The sequence below is a fragment of the Rhizobium sp. FG96 genome (assembly GCF_057808655.1).
On record NZ_JBMDIL010000002.1, the window covers coordinates 198,327 to 217,804 of the forward strand.

A 19,478-nucleotide genomic window follows, 5' to 3' on the forward strand; every position below is an offset into this window, starting at 1 on the left:
CCTGGGGTTTGGCTATAAGATTTTTATAAGTTTGCCGCCGAGGCAGGACGATTCATAGCGACATTACGAGCAATATGACGTAGATAATTCGGCAGAATGCCGGAGATGATCGGCAGATTGTGGGAAACATGGCACTATCTGACAAAGATCGCGAGCTGCTCGCCGTGCTCAGCGAAAATGCCCGGATGCCGGTCGCGACTCTCGCCAAGCGGCTGTCGCTGTCGCGCACGACGGTGCAAGCCCGCCTCGAACGTCTCGAGAGAGACAAGGTCATCGCCGGCTATTCGATCCGGCTGTCGGAGAGCTATGCCTCCAGCCTGGTGCGCGCGCATATCCTGATCACCATTGCGCCGAAGGCGCTGTCGCAGGTGACGGCGTCGCTGGAAAAGATGACGGCCGTAACCGAGGTGCATTCCGTTAGCGGCAGCTTCGACCTGATCGCCATCATCGCCGCACCGTCGATCTCCGAGCTCGACCAGATGATCGACGATATCGGCACGATCGAGGGCGTCGAGCGGACGCTCTCGTCGATCATCCTTTCGACGCGGATTTCGCGCTAGTCAGGCAACGCGCAAGGCAACAGCCCCACCGGCCATGCCCGCGCCGGCCGCCGCCAGCAGCAGGCACTCGCCGGAAGCAAAGCGCCGCTCTTTGTTGGCAAGCGAGAGCGACAGGGGAATGGTCGCTGCGGAGGAATTGCCGAACTCGCCGATGGTGCGCAGCGCCGCATCCGGCGCGATCGACAAGTGGTCGCAGACCGCGTCGATGATACGGGAATTGGCCTGATGCGGTGCGAAGCGGCCGATATCCTGCGCGGCAAGTCCCGCCTGCTCCATCGCCCGGGCGGCCGATTGCGTCATCATCCGCACGGCGTGGGCGAAGACCGCCTTGCCGTCGCGCATCGTCATGCGCAATTCGCCGATGTCGAAACCGGGCTCGAAGGGACGCGCGCTGCCGCCGGCAGGGATCTGGATCAGATCGTAATTCTGCCCCTCCTGGATAAGCTCGACACCGATCACACCGCTATCCCGCACGGCCGACGGCATCAGCAGGACGGCACCGGCGGCATCGGCAAAGACTGCGGCTGTACCCCGCTCCTTCATGTTGATACGCCGGCTCAGGATGTTGGCGGCAACGACCAGTACCGGCTTGCCATGCGCCCTGACGAAACCGTCGGCGAGCACCAGCGCGTAGAGAAAGCCGGCGCAGGCGCCCGCAAGGTCGATCGCACCCGAGGCGGAGAGGCCAAGGCGGAATGCCAGCAACGGCGCCGATGGCGGCAGGAGATGATCCGGCGTCGATGTTGCAAGCAGCGTCAGCGCCACGTTCCTGCGATCCACGCCAGCTTCCTGAAGAGCCATCTCGCCTGCTTTCGCCGCAATATCCGTCAGCGTTTCTCCCGCTGCCGCCCAGCGCCGCGAGCGGATGCCCGTGCGCCGTTCGATCCAGCCGGGATCGAGGCCCAGCTGCAGCTCGAGCTCCAGATTGTCGACGCGCCGCTCGGGCGCGTAATGCCCGAAACCCGCCATCCGGCTGGCAACCGTCATCGCGCCGCGCTCCTGATGAAATCGGCGGCCTCGTCGATGGCGTTGTAGGCCCTGTCGAGATCCGCCTCGGTTACGCAGTAGGGCGGCATCAGATAGATGACGTTGCCAAGCGGGCGGATGAGGAGATCGCGCTGGCGGAAGAAGGCTCTGAGGCGCGGCCCGACTTCCGAGAGATAGCCCGTCGTATCGGCCGCGAGATCGAGCGCCGCAATCGTGCCCTGCTGGCGGATATTGACGAAACGCGGATCCGAGCGAAACCGCGCGAGCCTGTCGCGATGCATCGCCGCCACTGCCTCGATGCGCTCTGCGACCGGTTCGGTACGCCAGAGCTGGAGATTGGCGACGGCTGCGGCGCAGGCGATCGGATTGGCCGTATAGGAGCTCGAATGGAAGAAGGTCCGGCGGCGGTCTTCGGAGAGATGCGCGTCGAAAATCTCGGCGGTGCACAGGGTCACCGCCAGCGGCAGGGCGCCGCCGGTGATGCCCTTCGACAGGCAGAGGATATCGGGCGCGAGACCGGTCTCATCGCAGGCGAGCAGCGATCCCGTCCGCCCCCATCCTGTCATCACCTCGTCGGCGATGAGAAGCGTACCGTATCGCTGAATGATGCGCCGGAACTCCGCCAGGAGATGAGCCGGATACATTTTCATGCCGCCTGCGCCGAGGACCAGCGGCTCGATCAAAAGGGCTGCGACATCCCCACCGCGGCAGAACCGCTCGAGGGCATCGAGCGTCTGCTGCTCGCGGCCGGGTTCCGGAAAGGGGATCGTATCGACATTGAAGAGCAGCGGCGCATAGGCGGCGTTGAAGACGCCGCGCTCGCCTGCGGACATCGTGCCGATCGTATCGCCGTGGTAGCCGTGCTCCATGACGACGACGCGCGAGCGCGGCGCACCATTATTGTGGAAGAAGCCGAGCGCCATCTTCAGGGCGACTTCGACCGCTGTCGATCCGCTGTCGGAATAGAAGACATGCGCCATTTCGGGCGGCGCAAGTTCGATCAGTCCCCTCGCCAATTCCTCGGCCGGCTCGTGGGTATATTCGGCAAAGATGATCTGGTCGTAGCGCTCCGCCGCAAGCCGGATCGCCTCCGTGATCACAGGATGGCGATGTCCATGCGTGATCACCCACCAGGAGGAAATCGCATCGAGAACGGAGCGACCGTCTTCGTCGATCAGATAGGCGCCTTCGGTTTTGACGATCTTCTTGAAGGCCGGTTCGAGCTTGTGCTGACTGAAAGGGTGCCAGACCGACGATGTCTTCGCAGTGCCGGTCATGCCGCAACCCCTTCCTGAAGGAGCGAGAGATCGAAATGATCCGTGAACGCCCGGCGCAGGCTCTCCGGCGTCAACACATCGAGCACCGGCAGACGGCCGAGAACCGGCACGCCGCTCATCTCGGCAATGATAGTCTGCGTGTCGGAGCGCTCCTCGCCGATGAAGGCAATCCCCACGATCGGGATGCGCCGCTGGCGCAACGCCTCGACCGAGAGCAGCGTGTGATTGATCGTCCCCAGCCCGGTGCGCGCGCAGAGAATGACCGGCTGGCCCCAGCGGGCGAAGACGTCGATATAGGTGCCTTGCCGGGTCAGCGGGACGAGCAGCCCGCCGGCGCCTTCGACGACAAGGGGACCGTCGGTCTCAGGAAGCCGAAGCGCATCGGGATCAATCGCCACGCCATCGATCTCGGCCGAAAGATGCGGAGAGACCGGCGTCTGCAGGCGCCAGGCTTCCGGGAATATCCGCTCCGCCGACAGACCGGATAGCCGCCTCACGGTCTCGCTATCCGTCTCCTCATCGAGACCCGATTGCACCGGCTTCCAGTAATAGCCATCGAGCGCGCCTGCCAGCGCCGCCGAAAAGACGGTCTTGCCGATGCCGGTATCTGTTCCGGTGACAACGAAGTACCTGCTCATGCTCTTTCCTCTTCCATCGCCTCTGCCAGCCCATCCATCATTCGTGCAATGGCGGGCTTATCGACATTGAGCGTGATCGTGATGCGGAGCCTGGCCGTGCCCACGGGCACGGTCCGCGGGCGGATCGCCCGGATGTCGAAGCCTCTGGCTTGCATCCGCTCCGCGATGCGGACGGTGCGGCTGTTGTCGCCGATGATGACAGGCAGGATCTGCGTGCCGCTTGCTGGCATGCCGAAGCGGCCGGAGAATTCGCCATTGGCATAGTCGATCAGCGCATGCAGCCGGCTGCGCCGCTCCGGCTCACTGGCGAGAATGCCGAGCGCATGGCGCACACTGGCCGCCTGCAGCGGAGACGGCGCCGTCGAATAGATGAAAGGACGCGCCCGATTGACGAGGAAATCGCAGAGCACGCGATTGGCGCCGACAAGCGCGCCAGCCGAACCCAACGCCTTGCCGCAGGTATGGAGAACGATGACGTTGTCGCGGCCTTCGAACCCGGCCGAATAGCCGATCCCACCTCTGCCATGCACGCCCGTTGCATGCGCCTCATCGATGAAGAGAAAGCCATTGTGGCGATCGGCGATAGTGAGAAGCTCGGAGAGCGCGCTGCGGTCACCATCCATCGAATAGAGGCTTTCGACGACGATCCAGGGAAAGCCGGTGCCGCCAGCGGCGCGCCAAGCGCGGATCGCATCCTCGACCGCATCGGGATCATTATGCGGCACTGCGGCCATCTCGGCCTTCCCCGCCTTCATTCCTTCATGGGCGCTGGCGTGGACGAGGCAATCGTAGACGATGAGATCGCCGCGCTGCGGCAAGGTCGAGAGGATCGCCAGATTGGCGGCATAGCCGCTGCCGAAATAGAGCATCCGCTCGCAGCCGAAGAAGGCGGCCGCCTCTTCCTCGAGCGCCTCATGCTCGGCATGATTACCACGCAGTAGGCGCGATCCACCCGCACCCGCGGGAACGCCGCGTTCGATCGCGGCGAACAATGCATCGCGCATCTCCGCCGACGCGGCCAGCCCCAGATAGTCGTTGGAGGTGAAGTCGGCGCCGGTATCGCGCTTCAGCGCGCGCAACCGGCCCTTCTGGCGAAGCTGGCCGAGCGCCGCGCCGTAGCGGGCAAGCCGGTCAGCACTCACCCGGGATCTCCAGGCTGGTAGCGGTCATGCCGAGCCGGGCGAGCAGGTTCGAATCCCGATCATTACCAGGGTTGGCCGCCGTCAGCAGCGTATCGCCGATGAAGATCGAGTTGGCGCCGGCAAAGAAGCACAGCGCCTGCATCTCGTCGCTCATGGCGGTGCGCCCCGCCGTCAGGCGGACGGAGGACGCCGGCATCATCAGCCGTGCCAGCGCGATGATGCGGATGAATTCGATCGGATCGACGGGATCGACATTGGCCATCCTGGTTCCCGGCATCGGGATCAGCAGATTGATCGGCACGCTCTCGGGCGGCTCCGGCAGATTGGCGAGCGTGACGAGCATGTCGATCCGATCGTCAACCGTCTCGCCCATGCCGAGAATGCCGCCGCTGCAGACCTTGATGCCGGCTTCGCGCACATGCGCCAGGGTCTCCAGGCGATCGGAGAAGCTGCGGGTGGTGATGACTTCGGGATAGAAGCGTTCCGAGGTGTCGACGTTGTGATTGTAGTAGTCGAGACCGGCGTCGGCGAAGGTTTCCGCCTGCTCGGGCGAGAGCATCCCGAGGGTCATGCAGGTTTCGAGGCCGAGCGACTTCACGCCCTTGACCATGGCGACGATCGCCGCCTCGTCCCTCGCCTTCGGGCTGCGCCAGGCAGCGCCCATGCAATAGCGGGTGGCGCCGCTCTCCTTGGCCTTTCGGGCCTCCGACATGACGTCGTCGAGCTTCATGAGCTTGGAGGCAGCAAGACCCGAGGCATGCGCCGACTGGCTGCAATAGCCGCAATCCTCGGGACAGCCGCCGGTCTTGACGTTGAGCAGCTTGCTGAGCTGAACCTCATTCGGATCGAAGTTGGCGCGATGAACGCCATGCGACCGGTAAAGCAGGTCGTTGAAGGGCAGGTCATAGAGTTCCCGCGCCGAATCCAGCGTCCAACGGCTTTCGGCAGATCCGCGCTCCGCCGCCATCGCCACTTCAGTTTTCAGCATGTCGCCTTCCTCTTTATCGATCTCAAGGCAACGCACAAAAACTCATTGAATTATAGCTTATCTATAATTATGCTGCCTATCGAAAAGGCTATCGGCCGATTTTGACTCAATCAATCTATTTTTTAATAGATTATCTATGGAATACTATGGCTGAGACCGTCGCAGAACGCATGGCCCGGGTGATCGGGGAGAGAATTGTTTCCGGAGAACTGCCGGCCGGAACACCGCTTCGGCAGGATCATATCGCCGAGGAATTCGACGCCAGCCATGTACCCGCCCGCGAGGCCTTGCAGCTGCTTCGCGCCCAGGGGCTCGCCGTCAGCCTGCCGCGCCGCGGTATGCGCGTCGCCCCCTTGGATCAGGCCTCGATTCAGGAAACCGTCGAGATCCGCGCGGCGCTGGAGGCGCTGGCGCTGCGGCATGCGGCACCGAGGATCAATGCGGCGGCGCTTGAGCGGATTGAGCTGGCACTGGCGGCCGGCGACAAGGCGGAGACCATCGCCGAATGGGAGAGCGCCAACCGCGTCTTCCACCGCGAACTGGTGAGCGCATGCCGCATGCCGAGACTGCTGGCGATGCTCGACGACTTACAGCTCGCCAACTCGCGCATCATCTTCTCGGCAACCCGCTCGGCCGGCTGGCGGCCGGGATCCAGCATCGCCCACCGGCAGATCGTCGATGCACTGAGAAGGCGGGATTATCACGCTGCGGTCTCGCTGCTCGACGCCCATATCCGGGCGCTCGAACGTGCGACTGCGGACGGCAAGCCGTCATCGCGCGAAACGAGGCCGAAAGGCTAGGACCGATCGACATTCAGTTCAGGTTGAGCCGAATATATCGGCCCTAATCGCGAACCGGCGGTTCGAACTTGAGAATCAACCGGTCTTCGTCATCCTGCCGCTGGACGAATTCCGTCAGGCGGCTGCGGGCGGGTTCTCCGAGCGTCCTCGCGGTTTCGGATATCAAGAGCTCGGTCAGCGCGAAGGCCGCGGTCATGGAATCGAAGGGTTCTAGGCCCTTGTTGCTGGCGGTCAGCAGCGCCGTTGCCTTGGAGGCAAGCGGTGAGAGATACTGATCCGTGACCAGAATGATCTTAGCGCCCTTATTGATCGCCTCGATGCCCCAGTTGATCGTCGTCTGCTGGTAGCGGCGGAAATCGAAGATCACGGCAACGGTCGAGGGACTGATGTCGACGAGGCTATGAATATCAGGCACCGAAAGACGCACCTGCGGGCGCAGGATCGACAGGTAGCGATAGAGCTGCTGGGCCAGAACCTGGCTGAAACGACCGCCGACCACGACGATATCGTGTTCCCGGTCGCAGAGCAGCCGCACAGCATTGGCGATCTCGTCATCGCTGAGCGAGGCGAACGTGTTGCGGATACTTTCAAGATAGACGAGCTGCGCCTGCCCGGCGGGCGAGGATTCATCCGACGAGGCGCGATTGTTGGGATAGCTGCCAACCGGCGAGAACAGCCGGTTCTGGGCTTCCTGGCGCAGCGCTTCCTGGAATTCCGGATAGCCTTCGAAACCCATCTTGCGGACGAAGCGGACGACGGTCGGCGGGCTTGTTCCGGCATTGGCGGCAAGCTGGACGATCGGCACGAGGCCGCCCATCGGGTAATTTTCGGAGATCGAATTGGCTACGGCGAGTTCGGCTGGCGGCAAGCGATCGCGAAGCACCCTGATGCGCTGTGAAACAGTCCCATCGGCTCCGTCTTTCTCTGTCATTCCGCCTTTTTTCGCTACCATTGCCGCTTCGGTTGTATTCGACCGCCCGGCCTGCGGCAAGCCCGGCCGGACGAATATCGAGACGAACCGGAAGGCGCGGAGACCGAACGCGATCGGTCCCAGGTGCTAGAGGTCGAGCACCAGCTTGCGCGTTCTCGATCGGCCAACGCAGATCATCATCGTCCGGTTTGCCTGCCGCTCCTCATCGGACAGCACCGTGTCACGATGTTCAGGCAGCCCGGCAAGCACGGCCGTCTCGCAGGTGCCGCAATAACCGTCGGCACAGTAGAAGGACAGACCCTGGCGGACCGTGCGGGCGCATTCGAGGATCGTCTGGCCCTTGCCGACGGTGACCGTCGCGCCGGTCTTGCGCAGCTCGACCTCGAAAGCGCCATCGGCATCGCAAGCCTGCTGCGTGGCATCGTCGGCGATCGCCTCGACATCTGCAGCAACGGCGATCTCGGCGCGGCCGAAGCGCTCCATGTGGAGATGGATCGACGGGCGGCGCGCAACCTGCGCCGCCAGCGCATCCATCAGGCCATTCGGACCGCAGGTATAGACTGCCGTTCCATCCGGCAGGCCATCGACCAGCACCGCAAGATCGATGCTCGTGCCCTCATCGTCGATATGAATACCGGCTTGATCAGGATCTGCCGGCGAGAGGCCGGCGACTGTTTCCAGATAGGCCATCCGCCCGCGCGAGCGGCCGAGATAGTAGAGCCGCCAGGGTCTTCCCTCCTGCTTCAACCTGTCGATCATCGGCAAGATCGGGGTGATGCCGATCCCTCCGGCGACGAAGACGTTATACCCGGCCGGTTCCAGGGCGAAGGAGTTCTTCGGCTCCGTGGTAAAGACGGTATCGCCCGGCAGCAGCTGTTCGTGAACATATTGCGAGCCGCCGCGGCTCTGCGGTTCGCGCAGGATCGCCAGCTCGTAGCTGCGGCCTGGATCGCCAGAGACGATCGAATAGGCGCGCGCCAATCCACCGGGAAGCGCAAGCTCGATATGGGCTCCCGGCTCCCAAGCCGGAAGGTCCGCCCCGGCAAGCCGCAGCCTCACGATGCCATCGGCTGCAGCCTCCTTGCTTTGCACGGTCAACCGCAGCCGGAACTTCGGGGCGACCGCGGTTTCTGGGGGCATTCTGAAGGCTGCAGCAGAGGCGTTCATCATCTTATCTCACAGCAGGAACGTCATGTTGTGGTGGCTGCGCGGGGCATCGAGCAGGCAGACGACCTTGCGGTCGATCTTGGTGATCCCGTCCTCTTCGACGAAGACGTGCCCCATCCAGCCGCTGAAGGTCTGGATCTCGTGGCCGGCGCGCATCTCCTGGATCAGGAACTGCGAGCGCACCTTCACTTCCGACTTGTTCTCCGACGGCATCCGCACGAAGGCCGTGCTGATATGCGAGGTGTAGGAGGGCGGAAGCTGGGAATAGGCAACGCCGGTGCGCAGCCAGACGATGCGGTCGCCGAGGCGGCGGCGGTCGTCGAAGGCGATCGTCACCTGGCGCTGGGGATCGGCCCTGACAGGATCGGGCAGATCGCCGACAGCCGGAACCCAGTAGACGCATTTGCGGCTGTAAAGCTGATACCAGCGCTCGAAGGCGCGCCGGTCGAGCAGCCAGTTTTCCTCGGTGATCAGCGCCTCGTAGATATGCCGCTCGGCCTCGCTGAGCAGCATGCCCTTGCCGTCCCACTCAACCATGTCATGACGCAGCTTGGCGTAATAGGCATCGTCGATATAGGTCGAATCCAGCGTGTCGCGCAGGATATCTTCGAGCGTGAAGCCGCCCTGCATCGGGTCTGTCTTGATGTTCATTGCGCCACCCATGCGTTGCCGGATTCCATTCGTTTCAGCCATTCCCGCCAGAAGACGCGCAGCGGCAACTCGTCGGAAACCGGGCCGGTCAGCATGCCCTTGGCACCGATATATTCCTTGCCGGTATCGAGATGGCGGCTGGTCTGAACCCAGGCGACTTCCTCGATTTCGAGACCGGCCTGGCATTCTTCGAAATTGGCGAGATCGTCCGGCTCGCCGAAGGAGGGAAAATCCTCCTGCAGGCGCATGCGCAGCGAGTTCACCTCATCCGGCAGATCGTCGGCGACGAGCGCCGTCGCATACCAGTTGATATGGGTCTGGTTGACGCTCTGCGGTTCGAGAACCTGGATCTGGTTGCCGATGATCAGGAGGTTCGGGAAGATGTTGAGGTTCATGCCCGAGCCCATGACGACGTCGAGCGCATCCTCGCCCTTTTCGCCCAGACGCTCGCGGATGATGCGCGCATAGGCATCCTCGCCCGGCATCGGCGCAGACTGGTCCCAGTAGCGGGTGATCTCGGCGCGCTGGTCGATGAAGGTGCCGCCATTGCCGGTATCGGCAACCGTCTGCAGGCCGTCGTCGACATTGCCCAGCGTCCACTGCATGTCGACGCCGCCGCCATAGCGGTCTTTGCGCATGCGCAGCAGCGAGGCATGCGAGAAGCCCGGATGATAGCCGTCGGCGGCGTTGTCGTAGATGAGCTTCCAGTTGCCGGCGCACATCAGCTTGTGGGCGCCGCGGCGCAGCTGGATCTCGGCGCCTGGCCAGCGGTCGAGCCACTCGTCGAGCAGCTGCACCGAGGGACCGAGATGGGTCTTCAGGTCCGGCAGGTCGTGATTGAACGTGCCGAAGATAAAGCCGCGATAGCTCTCGACGCGCAGCTTGCCGAGCCCGAGCTCGCTCTTGTCGAAGGATGGGCCGTAGCCCTCCTCCATCGGCACGGCGGCGAGCTCCCCCGTGTTGGTGAAGGACCAGTTGTGATAGGGACAGGTAAAGCGGCGCGCATTGCCCTCGTCCTGCCGGCAGATCGTCGCGCCGCGATGGGTGCAACGGTTCAACAGACCGTGGAACTTGCCCTCGCGGTCGCGGGTGACGATGACCGGGCGCAGGCCGAGCCGCTTGCGCACGAAGTCGTTCGGGTTCGGCAGCTCGCTGGCGTGAGCGAGATACGTCCAGGTGCCGCCGAAGATGCGGCTCATCTCGAGATTGAAGATGCTGGCGTCTGTGTAAAGGGTACGGTGAACCCGCCGGTCTTCGATCAGATGACCGAAGCCCATTGTTGCAGTGTGAACGTTCACGTCAATTTTCCTTTGTTGCTGCCGTCTCAGTAGCGCGTGAAATACTCACGATGCTCCCATTGGGTCACGGCATCGGGGTTCTTCTCCCAGTCGGGCTCGGCTGCGAGGAAGCGGTTGATTTCGCTCTTCTTCATGCCGACCAGCCAATCGATGAACTGATCGCCCATCGCCGCTCTGAAGAACTGGCTCTTGTCGAGGGCAGCCGTCGCTTCCATCAAATTGGTCGGCAGCTTCGGCCGGTGCGCCGCCTCATAGGGGCTGGCCTCGACCGGACCGGGATCGAGCTGCCGCTCCAGGCCGTCGCAGCCGCTGAGGATCTGCGAGGCGATGTAGAGATAGGGGTTGGCACCCGGCTCGCCGATGCGATTTTCGATATGCGACGAGCGGTGACCGGGCCGGCCCTGGACGCGGACCATGGCGGCGCGGTTGTCATAGCCCCAGGTGGAGCGGTCCGGCGCCAGCGAATTCGGCTTGCGGCGGCGGTAACCGTTCACCGTCGGCGTGGTGAAGACCGAAGCCTCGACTGCATGCTCCAGGAGACCGGCGACATAGGCCTGACCGGTTGCCGAGAGCAGCTCGTTGGTACCCGGCGTGGCGACGAAGGCATTGCGATTGCCCGGCGACGACAGGCTCTGGTGCAGGTGCCAGCCGGATGCCACGAAGCTCGGGAAGATCGGCCGGGTCATGAAGGTGGCGTGCAGGCCCATGCGGGCCATGGTCTGCTTCACCATCGAGCGGAACAGCACCATGGAATCGGCAGCCTTGAGGGGATCCTGGACGTCGAAAGTGAATTCCAGCTGCCCCGGCCCCATCTCGTCTTCCATGGTGCGCAGCGGCAGGCCGAGACCGAGACAGTTCTCGGCCAGGGAATCGGTGATCTCGCTGATCCGATCCTGCTGGTCCTCGGACATATAGGCAAAGCCGCGCCAGAGCGCCTCGACCGTCGGCGGCGTCGGCGGCACGCCGAGCCCGCCCATATGCTCTTCGCCGAGATTTTGGTCGAGCACGCGGGTAACGTAGAATTCGACTTCCAGACCGGTGACCAGCTCGAAACCGAGCGTCTTCAGCCGGGAGATCGACGACTTCAGCTGGTGGCGCGCATCGAAGGGCACCGGCTTGCCGCTGCGCAGATGGATGTCGCAGAGCACCCAACCGACAGTCGGCGCCCAGGGCAGCACGCGGAAGGTCAGCGGATCGGGAACGAGGATCGCGTTCGAGAAGCCATGCATCTCGTCGAGGCCGATGCCGCCGCTCTTGCCGAAGGGATTGTAGGCGACACCTTCGGCGGAATCGAAGCTGAAGAATGCGCTGGTAAACTCGACACCATCGCGCAGCGCCGACTTGAAGGCATCGGGCAGCAGCGTCTTGGACCGCAGCTTGGATTGCGCATCCGGCACCGAGACGCGGAAAGTCTTCAGCTTGCCGCTATCGACCAGCGCCGCAATGTCGCGCGCCGCTTCGCGCTGCTCTTCCGTCCAAAGCCCAAACTCATCGATGAAGCCGGAAAATACCGGTGTCGTGTCCATAGCTGTTCCCTTTTTTTCTGAAGCTATGGTCGTATGTTCATTTTTTTTCATCATACTGTCAATATGAAAAATTACAAACATCCGGTTTGATGTCTGAAATTTTTCATCCGTATCCCAGCCATGATTTCCGGGCTTCGACGCCGCCGAATTTACCCTGTTTAAGCGACCGGTCACGAACCGCTTGCAAAATGCAATTGGTCGGCGTATCGTAACTTCAATGATGAAAGCTACTAGGTGGCGAGATGCAGAATAAGAGCTTCAAATCCATGCAGTGCCCGGTGGCCCGCAGCCTCGATCGCGTTGGCGAATGGTGGAGCATCCTCATCCTTCGCGATGCGCTGCGCGGCGTGACGAGGTTCGACGACTTCCAGAAGAGCCTTGGCATTGCGACGGCAACTCTGACGCGGCGGCTCGACAGTCTGGTCAAGGCCGGGCTGCTGGAGCGGCGCCCGTATCAGGAGCGGCCGCAGCGCTTCGAATATGTGCTGACGGCATGCGGCGAGGACTTCCGGCCGGTGATCTGGTCGATGATCGCCTGGAGCAACCGGAACTTCGCGCCCGAAGGACCGGGCCTCGTCATCGTCGACAAGGAAAGCGGTGCCTGGGCCGATCCGGTGCTGGTCGACCGCAATACCGGCAACCCGCTCGCCAAGCCGCAATATGACGTCGTCGCCGGTCCCGCCGCCGGCGAGACGCTGCAGGCCCGCTACCCCTTCCGTTCGGAGGCGCCGGGCACGGCGCTGATCGAGCGTCCGCCCCTTTCCAACCAAGAACAATAAGACTGGAGCATGGCCATGAATAAGGTCGTGACTGAATCCGAACTCTTGCAGGGCGCCGTTGCCCTGAAGCCGAAGAGAAGCCTCAAGCGCCCGCTCGGCATTCTTGCCCTCATCGCCATTGGAGGCGGCGCCGGCTGGTATGGCTATTACTGGTCGCAGACCGGCCGCTTCCTGGAGACCACCGACGACGCCTATATCGGCGGTAATACCACGGCGCTCTCGCCGCGCGTTTCCGGCCATATCGAGGCCGTGCTCGTCGGCGACAACCAGCATGTCAGCGCCGGGCAGCTGCTTGTGCGCCTCGACGACCGCACCTTCAAGACGGCACTTGACCGCGCCGAAGCTGCCGTGCGCGAACAGCAGGCCAGCCTCGACAATCTGCACGCTCAGTCGGACATGCAGGCATCGCTGGTCAAGCAGGCCGAAGCCGATCTCGCCGCCAAGAAGGCGGCCGCCGACTTCACCGAGATCGACGCCGTGCGCTACAAGAACCTCGCCAGCCAGAGCACCGGCACCGAGCAGAACGCCCAGAAGGCGGTGATGGCCGACATGCAGGCGAAGGCCGCCGTCAACGCCTCCGAGGCCGGGCTCACCGCGGCGCGGCAGGAAATCCAGGTGCTGAACACCCAGATCACCCAGGGCGAGTCGGCCCTCGAAGGCGCCAAACTCGATGTCGAGACCGCCCGGCTGAACCTCGGCTATACCGAGATCCGCTCGCCGGTTGACGGCTATGTCGGCAACCGCGCCGCCCAGATCGGCGCATTCGTCTCCGATGGCAGCTATCTGCTCAGCGTCATCCCGGACAAGGGCCTGTGGATCGATGCCAACTTCAAGGAAGACCAGCTCGCCGTCATCAAGTCTGGCCAGAAGGTCACCGTCGTCGCCGACATCTATCCCGGCCATGACCTGGAGGGCACCGTCACCAGCATCGCGCCGGCGACGGGCGCCACCTTCAGCGTCATCCCGCCGGAAAACGCCACCGGCAACTTCACCAAGATCGTCCAGCGCGTGCCGGTTCGCGTCACGCTCGACGACGCTTCTCTCAAGGATCAGGTGCTGCGCCCCGGCCTGTCGACGACAGTCACGGTCGACACGCGCCCCTGACAGGAGTGGACAATGACAGCCCCCGTCACGCCTGCCCAGCAAAGCTGGGTTCGCAGTCTGCTGCCCTTCGTTGTGATGTGCTTCGGCATGTTCATCGCCCTGCTCGACATCCAGATCGTCGCCTCCTCGCTGCAGGATATCGGCGGCGGTCTGTCGGCCTCGCAGGATGAGATCAGCTGGGTGCAGACCGCCTATCTGATCGCCGAGATCATCGTCATCCCGCTATCGGGATGGCTGACGCGCGTGTTCTCGACACGCTGGCTGTTTGCCGCCTCGGCTGCCGGTTTCACCATGACCAGCATGCTCTGCGGGCTCGCCTGGAACATCGACAGCATGATCGTCTTCCGCGCCCTGCAGGGTCTGCTCGGCGCCTCGATGATCCCGACCGTCTTCACCTCGTCCTTCCACTATTTCGACGGCCCGCGGCGGGTCTATGCCGCAGCCGTCGTCGGCACCATCGCCTCGGTCGCGCCGACGCTCGGGCCGGTCATCGGCGGCTGGATCACCGATACCTGGAACTGGCACTGGCTGTTCTACATCAACGTCGTGCCCGGTGCGCTGATTGCCGTCCTCGTCGCCATCCTCGTGAAGATCGACGAGCCCGACCTGAAGCTCCTCAAGGAAGCCGATTATCCCGGCATCGTGCTGATGGCGATCGCGCTCGGGACGCTGGAATACACGCTGGAAGAAGGCACGCGCGCCAACTGGTTCGACGACCAGACGATCCGCACGACCGCGACGGTCGCCGCCATCTCCAGCCTGCTGTTCTTCATCCGCAGCCTCACCTATTCGAAGCCGGTCGTGGATCTGCGCGCCTTCGGAAACCGCAATTTCGCGATCGGTTGCCTGCTCTCCTTCGTCACCGGCATCGGCATCTTCTCGACCATCTACCTGACACCGCTGTTTCTCGGCTATGTGCGCGGCTTCAATGCCTGGGAGACGGGACTTGCCGTCTTCTCGACGGGTGCCGCATCAATGATCGGCGTGCCCTTCTACATCATGCTCGCCAAGCGCTACGATATCCGCTGGCTGATGATGTTCGGCCTTGCCTCCTTCGGCATTTCGATGTGGGGCTTCAGCTACATTACCCATGACTGGGGCGGCGACGAGCTGTTCTGGCCGCAGGTCTTCCGCGGCTTCCCGCAGGTCTTCGCGGTGGCGCCGAGCGTGACGCTCGGCCTCGGCAGCCTGCCGCCGGAACGGCTGAAATATGCAAGCGGCCTGTTCAACATGATGCGCAATCTCGGCGGCGCCGTCGGCATCGCCGTCAGCGCGGCGATCATCAACAACCGCACCAACATGCATTTCAACGCCATCGCCTCCAACCTGACGCCCGCAAACGGCGCCATGGAGCGGCTGACGGGCGGCGTTGCACAGCGCTATTCGGAGGTCGCCGGAAGCATCAATGACGGCCACACCGCAGCGCTGAAGCAACTCTTCAAGCTCGCCTATCGCGAAGCCTCGACCATGGCCTATGCCGATGCCTTCCGGGTGATCATGGTTGCCTTCGTCTTCGCCACCGCGCTCGTGCCGCTGTTGCGCAACGTCACCCCGCCGAAGGGCGCGCAGCCAGGCGGCGGCGGTCACTGATCAGGAGCAATGAAATGACAGCTTACAGGGATCACCTCGGCCGCCCGGTTGTCGCCGTCACCGGCATGGGCATCATCACCTCGCTCGGTCAGGGCATGAAGGACAATTGGGATGCCCTGACATCGGGAACCTCAGGCATTCACGAGATCACCCGCTTCCCGACGGAAGGGCTCTCGACCCGGATCGCCGGCACCGTCGATTTCATCGGCACTCCCGCGCCGAACGCCGTCGAGCGCGCCTATGCCTTCGCCCGCGAAACGACGATCGAGGCGTTGGCGCAGACCGGCCTCTCCGGCGATTTCAACGGCCCGCTGTTTCTGGCGGCTCCGCCGATCGAGCCGGAGTGGAGCGCCCGGTTCGAACTCGCCGACCGCGCGCCGCCATCCGACCATCCGGGCGATGGCTACAAGCGCTTCCTTGCCGCGATGCGTTCAAAAAACGATCCTGATTTCTACGAGGCCGCACTCTTCGGCGCGATCTCCGAGCGGCTGTCGGATCGCTTCGGCACCCGCGGCCTGCCGGTGACGCTGTCGACGGCCTGCGCGTCTGGCGTCACCGCCATCCAGCTCGGCATCGAGGCCATCCGCCAGGGCCGCACCGAGCGGGCGCTGACGGTCGCGACCGATGGCTCGCTCAGCGCCGAAGCGCTGATCCGTTTCTCGCTGCTCTCCGCTCTGTCGACCCAGAACGACCCGCCGAGCAAGGCCTCCAAGCCCTTCAGCAAGGACCGCGATGGTTTCGTCATAGCGGAAGGCGCCGCCACGCTGGTGTTGGAGTCGCTGGAAGCCGCCGCTGCCCGCGGTGCAAGGATCCTCGGCATCATGAAGGGCGCAGGCGACAAGGCCGACAGCTTCCATCGCACCCGCTCATCACCCGATGGCGGCCCGGCCATCGCAACGATCCGCGCGGCTCTCGCCGATGCCGGTCTCGATGAAAGCGGCATCGGCTATATCAATGCCCACGGAACATCGACGCCCGAGAACGACAAGATGGAATATGGCGCGATGTCGGCGGTCTTCGGCGATGCGCTCGCGGGCATTCCGCTATCCTCCAACAAGTCGATGATCGGCCATACGTTGACGGCGGCCGGCGCCGTTGAAGCCGTCTTCTCACTGCAGACGATGCTGACCGGCACGCTGCCGCCGACGATCAACTACACCAACCCCGATCCGGCGATCGCGCTCGACGTGGTGCCTAACCGCAAGCGCGACAAGCAGGTCTCCGCCGTCCTCTCGAACTCCTTCGGCTTCGGCGGGCAGAACGCCAGCCTCATCATGGCGCTGGAACCGGCTTAGCGGCGCCCGGCCCGCGCCGCATTGTCGAGCAGGGTGCCGACGGCAAGCGTGGCAGAGGCGAAGGGATCGGAGTTACGGCAGACCTGCGCCATCACCAGCGCCCCCTGAAACAGGACGGCGATCTGCTTTCCGAGCGCACTCGGATCAGCGGCGCCGAAGCGGGCGCACATCTCGATGAAGCGCTGCTCGACATAGTAGCCGAGCCGTTCGCCGCGGGCGGCGATACCCTCATGCTTGCCGGCATATTCCTGCGAGGCGCGCACGCCGAGGCAACCGCGCCGGTCCGCCTCCAGCATCACCCGGCGGCTATCGAAACAGGCAAGGATCTGGGCGCGCGGATCGCTGTCGGCGGCTAGCGCCGGTGCGAAATAGGCGTCGGCAATGCCCTCGCCGTAATAGTCGAGTACCGCCTCGATCAGATCCTCCTTTGACGGAAAATACTTGTAGAGCGTGCGCTTCGAGATGCCGCTTTCGGCCATGACGCTGTCGATGCCGGTGGCATGGAAGCCGCCGTCATAGAAGCGCTCGAAGGCGAGCTTCAGGATTTCAAGCTTTTTCGCCGGCATCGCGGTCGTCGCGGACATCATCACATTCCCTGCGTTTCAGAGACCTATTAGCAAATCACGTTGACAAGGTAAACAGATCTGTTTATCTCACCCCTCATGTAAACAGATCGGTTTACATCTTGCCCCTATTTGCCGAAGCAACGCTCGGGAAGGAATGTCATGTCACTGAAGAATAAGGTCGTCCTCGTCTCTGGCGCCAACCGCGGCATCGGCGCGGCAACCGTGCGCGAACTGCTCGGAGCCGGCGTCAAGAAGATCTACGCCACCGCCCGCAATCTTGCCTCGCTTCCCGATTTCGGCGATCAGCGCGTCGTGCCGCTGCAGCTCGACGTCACCAGCGACGCCTCCGTGGCGCAGGCACTCGCCGCCGCTCCGGATGTCGACGTGCTGCTCAACAATGCCGGTAGCCTGGCCTTCAACGACTTCATCACCAGCTCGCATGAGGAGCTGAACGGTGACATGGAGACCAATTATTACGGCACGCTCCGCGTCATCCGCGCTTTCGTGCCGGGTTTTGCCGCCCGCGGTTCGGGCACGGTCGTCAATGTCGTCAGCATCGTCGGCCTCGTTTCCGCTCCACCGCTCGGCGGCTACTCTGCCTCGAAGGCGGCGCTCCACTCGCTGACGCAGACGCTGCGCGGCACGCTCAAGCCTTCGGGCATCAATGTCATCGGCATCTATCCGGGCCCGATCGATACCGACCTCGCCAAGCATATCCCGCTGCAGAAGGTAACGCCGGAGCATGCTGCCGCCAACATCGTGCGTGGCCTCGAAAACGGCGATGCCTACATCTTCCCGGACCCGACGGCGCAGCAGATCGAGCATCTCTGGGCCAATGACGGCCGCAGCCTCGAGGCGGCCATGGCGGCTGCGGGCTGATATCACTCCCGATCAATGCGGGGCCGGTCCTGCCGGCCTCGCTTCGAGCCCCTTTGCATAATGCAGGCGGCCCTCACATATAGGATGGGATACTGCCCGTCCCCCTGCTCCAAGGCCACCATGCTCCCGATCTCGTTTTTCGCCCGCGTCCTGACGTTCGGCATCCTGCTGCATCTCTATGTCGGCATCCGGCTGACCTCCGCCGCCCCGGCAGGAAGCTGGGTCACCTGGTTCGCTGTGGTCTTCCTCCTCGTATCGCTCATCCTGATCCCGCTCGGCATGTCGGCCCGGCGCATTGCCCGGCAGCCGCTTTCAGACCGGATTGCCTGGGCGGGCCTCTCGGCGATGGGCTTCTTTTCGTCGCTGCTGGCGCTGACGGTGCTGCGCGACATAGTTCTGATCGCCGCCAATATCGTCGCCTGGATGACCCGAAATACGCAGGCGCTCCCGCCGCTGACCGCCTATAGCGCTGTTGCCGTTCCAGTCCTGGCGCTGGCGCTCAGCCTGCTCGGTCTCTATTCCGCGCGCCGCGTCGCGCCAGTGAAGACGGTCGACGTGCCGATAGCGGGGCTCGATGACGATCTCGATGGTTTCACCATCGTCCAGGTCAGCGACATCCATATCGGCCCGACGATCAAGCGCGGCTATGTCGAACGGATCGTTGAATCGGTCAATGCGCTGGAGCCGGATCTGATCGCCGTCACCGGCGATCTCGTCGATGGTTCCGTCTCACAGCTGCTGTCGCATACGCAGCCACTGAGGGCGCTGTCCGCCCGCCACGGCGCCTTCTTCGTCACCGGCAATCACGAATACTATTCCGGCGCCGATCCCTGGATCGCCGAGTTCCGCCGCCTCGGGCTAAACGTGCTGATGAATGAGCATGTGGTGATCGACCACGGTACGGCCCGCGCGGTGGTCGCCGGGGTCACGGATTACGGCGGCGGTCACTTCGATCCGGCGCATGAGAGTAATCCGGCAAAGGCGATCGACGGCGCGCCCGACGTGCCCTTCCGGCTGCTGCTGGCCCACCAGCCGCGCAGCGCCGCGGCAGCCTCGGAGGCCGGCTTTACGCTGCAGCTCTCCGGCCATACGCATGGCGGCCAGTTTCTGCCATGGATGTTCTTCGTGCGGCTGCAGCAGCCCTTCGTTCACGGGTTGGCAAAGCTCGGCGATCTCTGGGTCTATACCAGCCGCGGCACCGGCTATTGGGGACCGCCGCTGAGGCTTGCAGCACCCTCCGAGATCACCCGCCTGAGGCTGGTGCCCGGCCGCTGAGCGAACGGGCACCAGGAGTGTTTGA

The 19,478-nt window shown here is 63.6% G+C and carries 19 protein-coding genes; 8 read left to right on the plus strand and 11 right to left on the minus strand.

Annotation, left to right across the window (positions count from 1 at the left end; genetic code table 11):
• Positions 1–128: 128 nt before the first annotated feature.
• Positions 129–560: an Lrp/AsnC family transcriptional regulator gene (locus ACODR6_RS04200; protein WP_112714591.1), complete on the plus strand. Its 432-nt coding sequence runs from the start codon at positions 129–131 to the stop codon at positions 558–560.
• Here the strand turns inward: ACODR6_RS04200 and ACODR6_RS04205 are convergent, their stop codons facing one another.
• The 5 genes from ACODR6_RS04205 to bioB are packed head-to-tail and all read right to left on the minus strand — an operon-like array spanning position 561 to position 5,592.
• Positions 561–1,547, minus strand: coding sequence for a beta-ketoacyl-ACP synthase III (locus tag ACODR6_RS04205; RefSeq protein WP_489020983.1), 987 nt, complete (start codon positions 1,545–1,547; stop codon positions 561–563).
• Positions 1,544–2,824 (minus strand): adenosylmethionine--8-amino-7-oxononanoate transaminase, encoded by a 1,281-nt coding sequence (locus tag ACODR6_RS04210; RefSeq protein WP_203430247.1) that lies wholly within the window; start codon positions 2,822–2,824, stop codon positions 1,544–1,546. Before ACODR6_RS04210 ends, ACODR6_RS04205 begins: the two co-directional genes overlap by 4 nt.
• Positions 2,821–3,462 (minus strand): dethiobiotin synthase, encoded by a 642-nt coding sequence (bioD, locus tag ACODR6_RS04215; protein ID WP_203430248.1) that lies wholly within the window; start codon positions 3,460–3,462, stop codon positions 2,821–2,823. The genes ACODR6_RS04210 and bioD overlap by 4 nt, the downstream gene beginning before the upstream one ends.
• Positions 3,459–4,604: an 8-amino-7-oxononanoate synthase gene (locus ACODR6_RS04220; protein WP_489020986.1), complete on the minus strand. Its 1,146-nt coding sequence runs from the start codon at positions 4,602–4,604 to the stop codon at positions 3,459–3,461. Before ACODR6_RS04220 ends, bioD begins: the two co-directional genes overlap by 4 nt.
• The gene (gene bioB / locus ACODR6_RS04225; protein WP_489020988.1) at positions 4,594–5,592 is read right to left on the minus strand and encodes a biotin synthase BioB; all 999 of its coding nucleotides are present in this window, start codon (positions 5,590–5,592) and stop codon (positions 4,594–4,596) included. Before bioB ends, ACODR6_RS04220 begins: the two co-directional genes overlap by 11 nt.
• Positions 5,593–5,738: 146 nt before the next feature.
• Here bioB and ACODR6_RS04230 point away from each other — a divergent pair, with 146 nt between their 5' ends.
• On the plus strand, positions 5,739–6,392 hold the full coding sequence (locus ACODR6_RS04230; protein ID WP_489020990.1) for a GntR family transcriptional regulator: 654 nt from the start codon (positions 5,739–5,741) through the stop codon (positions 6,390–6,392).
• A gap of 43 nt (positions 6,393–6,435) precedes the next feature.
• Here the strand turns inward: ACODR6_RS04230 and ACODR6_RS04235 are convergent, their stop codons facing one another.
• The 5 genes from ACODR6_RS04235 to ACODR6_RS04255 form a co-directional block, all read right to left on the minus strand.
• Complete coding sequence (locus tag ACODR6_RS04235; RefSeq protein ID WP_199625612.1) at positions 6,436–7,323, minus strand: MurR/RpiR family transcriptional regulator; 888 nt, start codon at positions 7,321–7,323, stop codon at positions 6,436–6,438.
• A gap of 126 nt (positions 7,324–7,449) precedes the next feature.
• Positions 7,450–8,463: a PDR/VanB family oxidoreductase gene (locus tag ACODR6_RS04240; protein ID WP_489020993.1), complete on the minus strand. Its 1,014-nt coding sequence runs from the start codon at positions 8,461–8,463 to the stop codon at positions 7,450–7,452.
• A 36-nt stretch (positions 8,464–8,499) separates the two neighbouring features.
• The gene (locus ACODR6_RS04245) at positions 8,500–9,141 is read right to left on the minus strand and encodes an aromatic-ring-hydroxylating dioxygenase subunit beta (protein WP_489020995.1); all 642 of its coding nucleotides are present in this window, start codon (positions 9,139–9,141) and stop codon (positions 8,500–8,502) included.
• The gene (locus ACODR6_RS04250; RefSeq protein ID WP_489020997.1) at positions 9,138–10,439 is read right to left on the minus strand and encodes an aromatic ring-hydroxylating oxygenase subunit alpha; all 1,302 of its coding nucleotides are present in this window, start codon (positions 10,437–10,439) and stop codon (positions 9,138–9,140) included. Before ACODR6_RS04250 ends, ACODR6_RS04245 begins: the two co-directional genes overlap by 4 nt.
• Before the next feature lie 26 nt (positions 10,440–10,465).
• A complete protein-coding gene (locus ACODR6_RS04255) occupies positions 10,466–11,965 on the minus strand; it encodes a glutamine synthetase family protein (protein ID WP_199625615.1) in 1,500 nt (499 codons plus the stop codon).
• Positions 11,966–12,207: 242 nt separating this feature from the next.
• Between ACODR6_RS04255 and ACODR6_RS04260 the strand changes: the two genes are divergently transcribed.
• The 4 genes from ACODR6_RS04260 to ACODR6_RS04275 are packed head-to-tail and all read left to right on the plus strand — an operon-like array spanning position 12,208 to position 16,733.
• Positions 12,208–12,744, plus strand: a complete 537-nt coding sequence (locus ACODR6_RS04260) for a winged helix-turn-helix transcriptional regulator (RefSeq protein ID WP_489020999.1) — start codon at positions 12,208–12,210, stop codon at positions 12,742–12,744.
• A 15-nt stretch (positions 12,745–12,759) separates the two neighbouring features.
• Entirely contained in the window at positions 12,760–13,848 is a 1,089-nt protein-coding gene (locus tag ACODR6_RS04265) for an HlyD family secretion protein (protein ID WP_489021001.1), read from the plus strand.
• Positions 13,849–13,860: 12 nt separating this feature from the next.
• The gene (locus ACODR6_RS04270; protein ID WP_112714615.1) at positions 13,861–15,438 is read left to right on the plus strand and encodes a DHA2 family efflux MFS transporter permease subunit; all 1,578 of its coding nucleotides are present in this window, start codon (positions 13,861–13,863) and stop codon (positions 15,436–15,438) included.
• A 14-nt stretch (positions 15,439–15,452) separates the two neighbouring features.
• A complete protein-coding gene (locus tag ACODR6_RS04275) occupies positions 15,453–16,733 on the plus strand; it encodes a beta-ketoacyl-ACP synthase (RefSeq protein WP_489021004.1) in 1,281 nt (426 codons plus the stop codon).
• Here the strand turns inward: ACODR6_RS04275 and ACODR6_RS04280 are convergent.
• Positions 16,730–17,317 carry a TetR/AcrR family transcriptional regulator gene (locus ACODR6_RS04280; protein ID WP_489021006.1) on the minus strand — a complete coding sequence of 196 codons (588 nt, stop codon included), beginning with the start codon at positions 17,315–17,317 and terminating at the stop codon, positions 16,730–16,732. The genes ACODR6_RS04275 and ACODR6_RS04280 overlap by 4 nt on opposite strands.
• 141 nt (positions 17,318–17,458) lie before the next feature.
• Here ACODR6_RS04280 and ACODR6_RS04285 point away from each other — a divergent pair, with 141 nt between their 5' ends.
• The gene (locus ACODR6_RS04285; protein ID WP_489021008.1) at positions 17,459–18,178 is read left to right on the plus strand and encodes an SDR family oxidoreductase; all 720 of its coding nucleotides are present in this window, start codon (positions 17,459–17,461) and stop codon (positions 18,176–18,178) included.
• Between the two features lie 120 nt (positions 18,179–18,298).
• On the plus strand, positions 18,299–19,453 hold the full coding sequence (locus ACODR6_RS04290; RefSeq protein WP_489021010.1) for a metallophosphoesterase: 1,155 nt from the start codon (positions 18,299–18,301) through the stop codon (positions 19,451–19,453).
• The last annotated feature ends 25 nt before the right edge of the window (positions 19,454–19,478 follow it).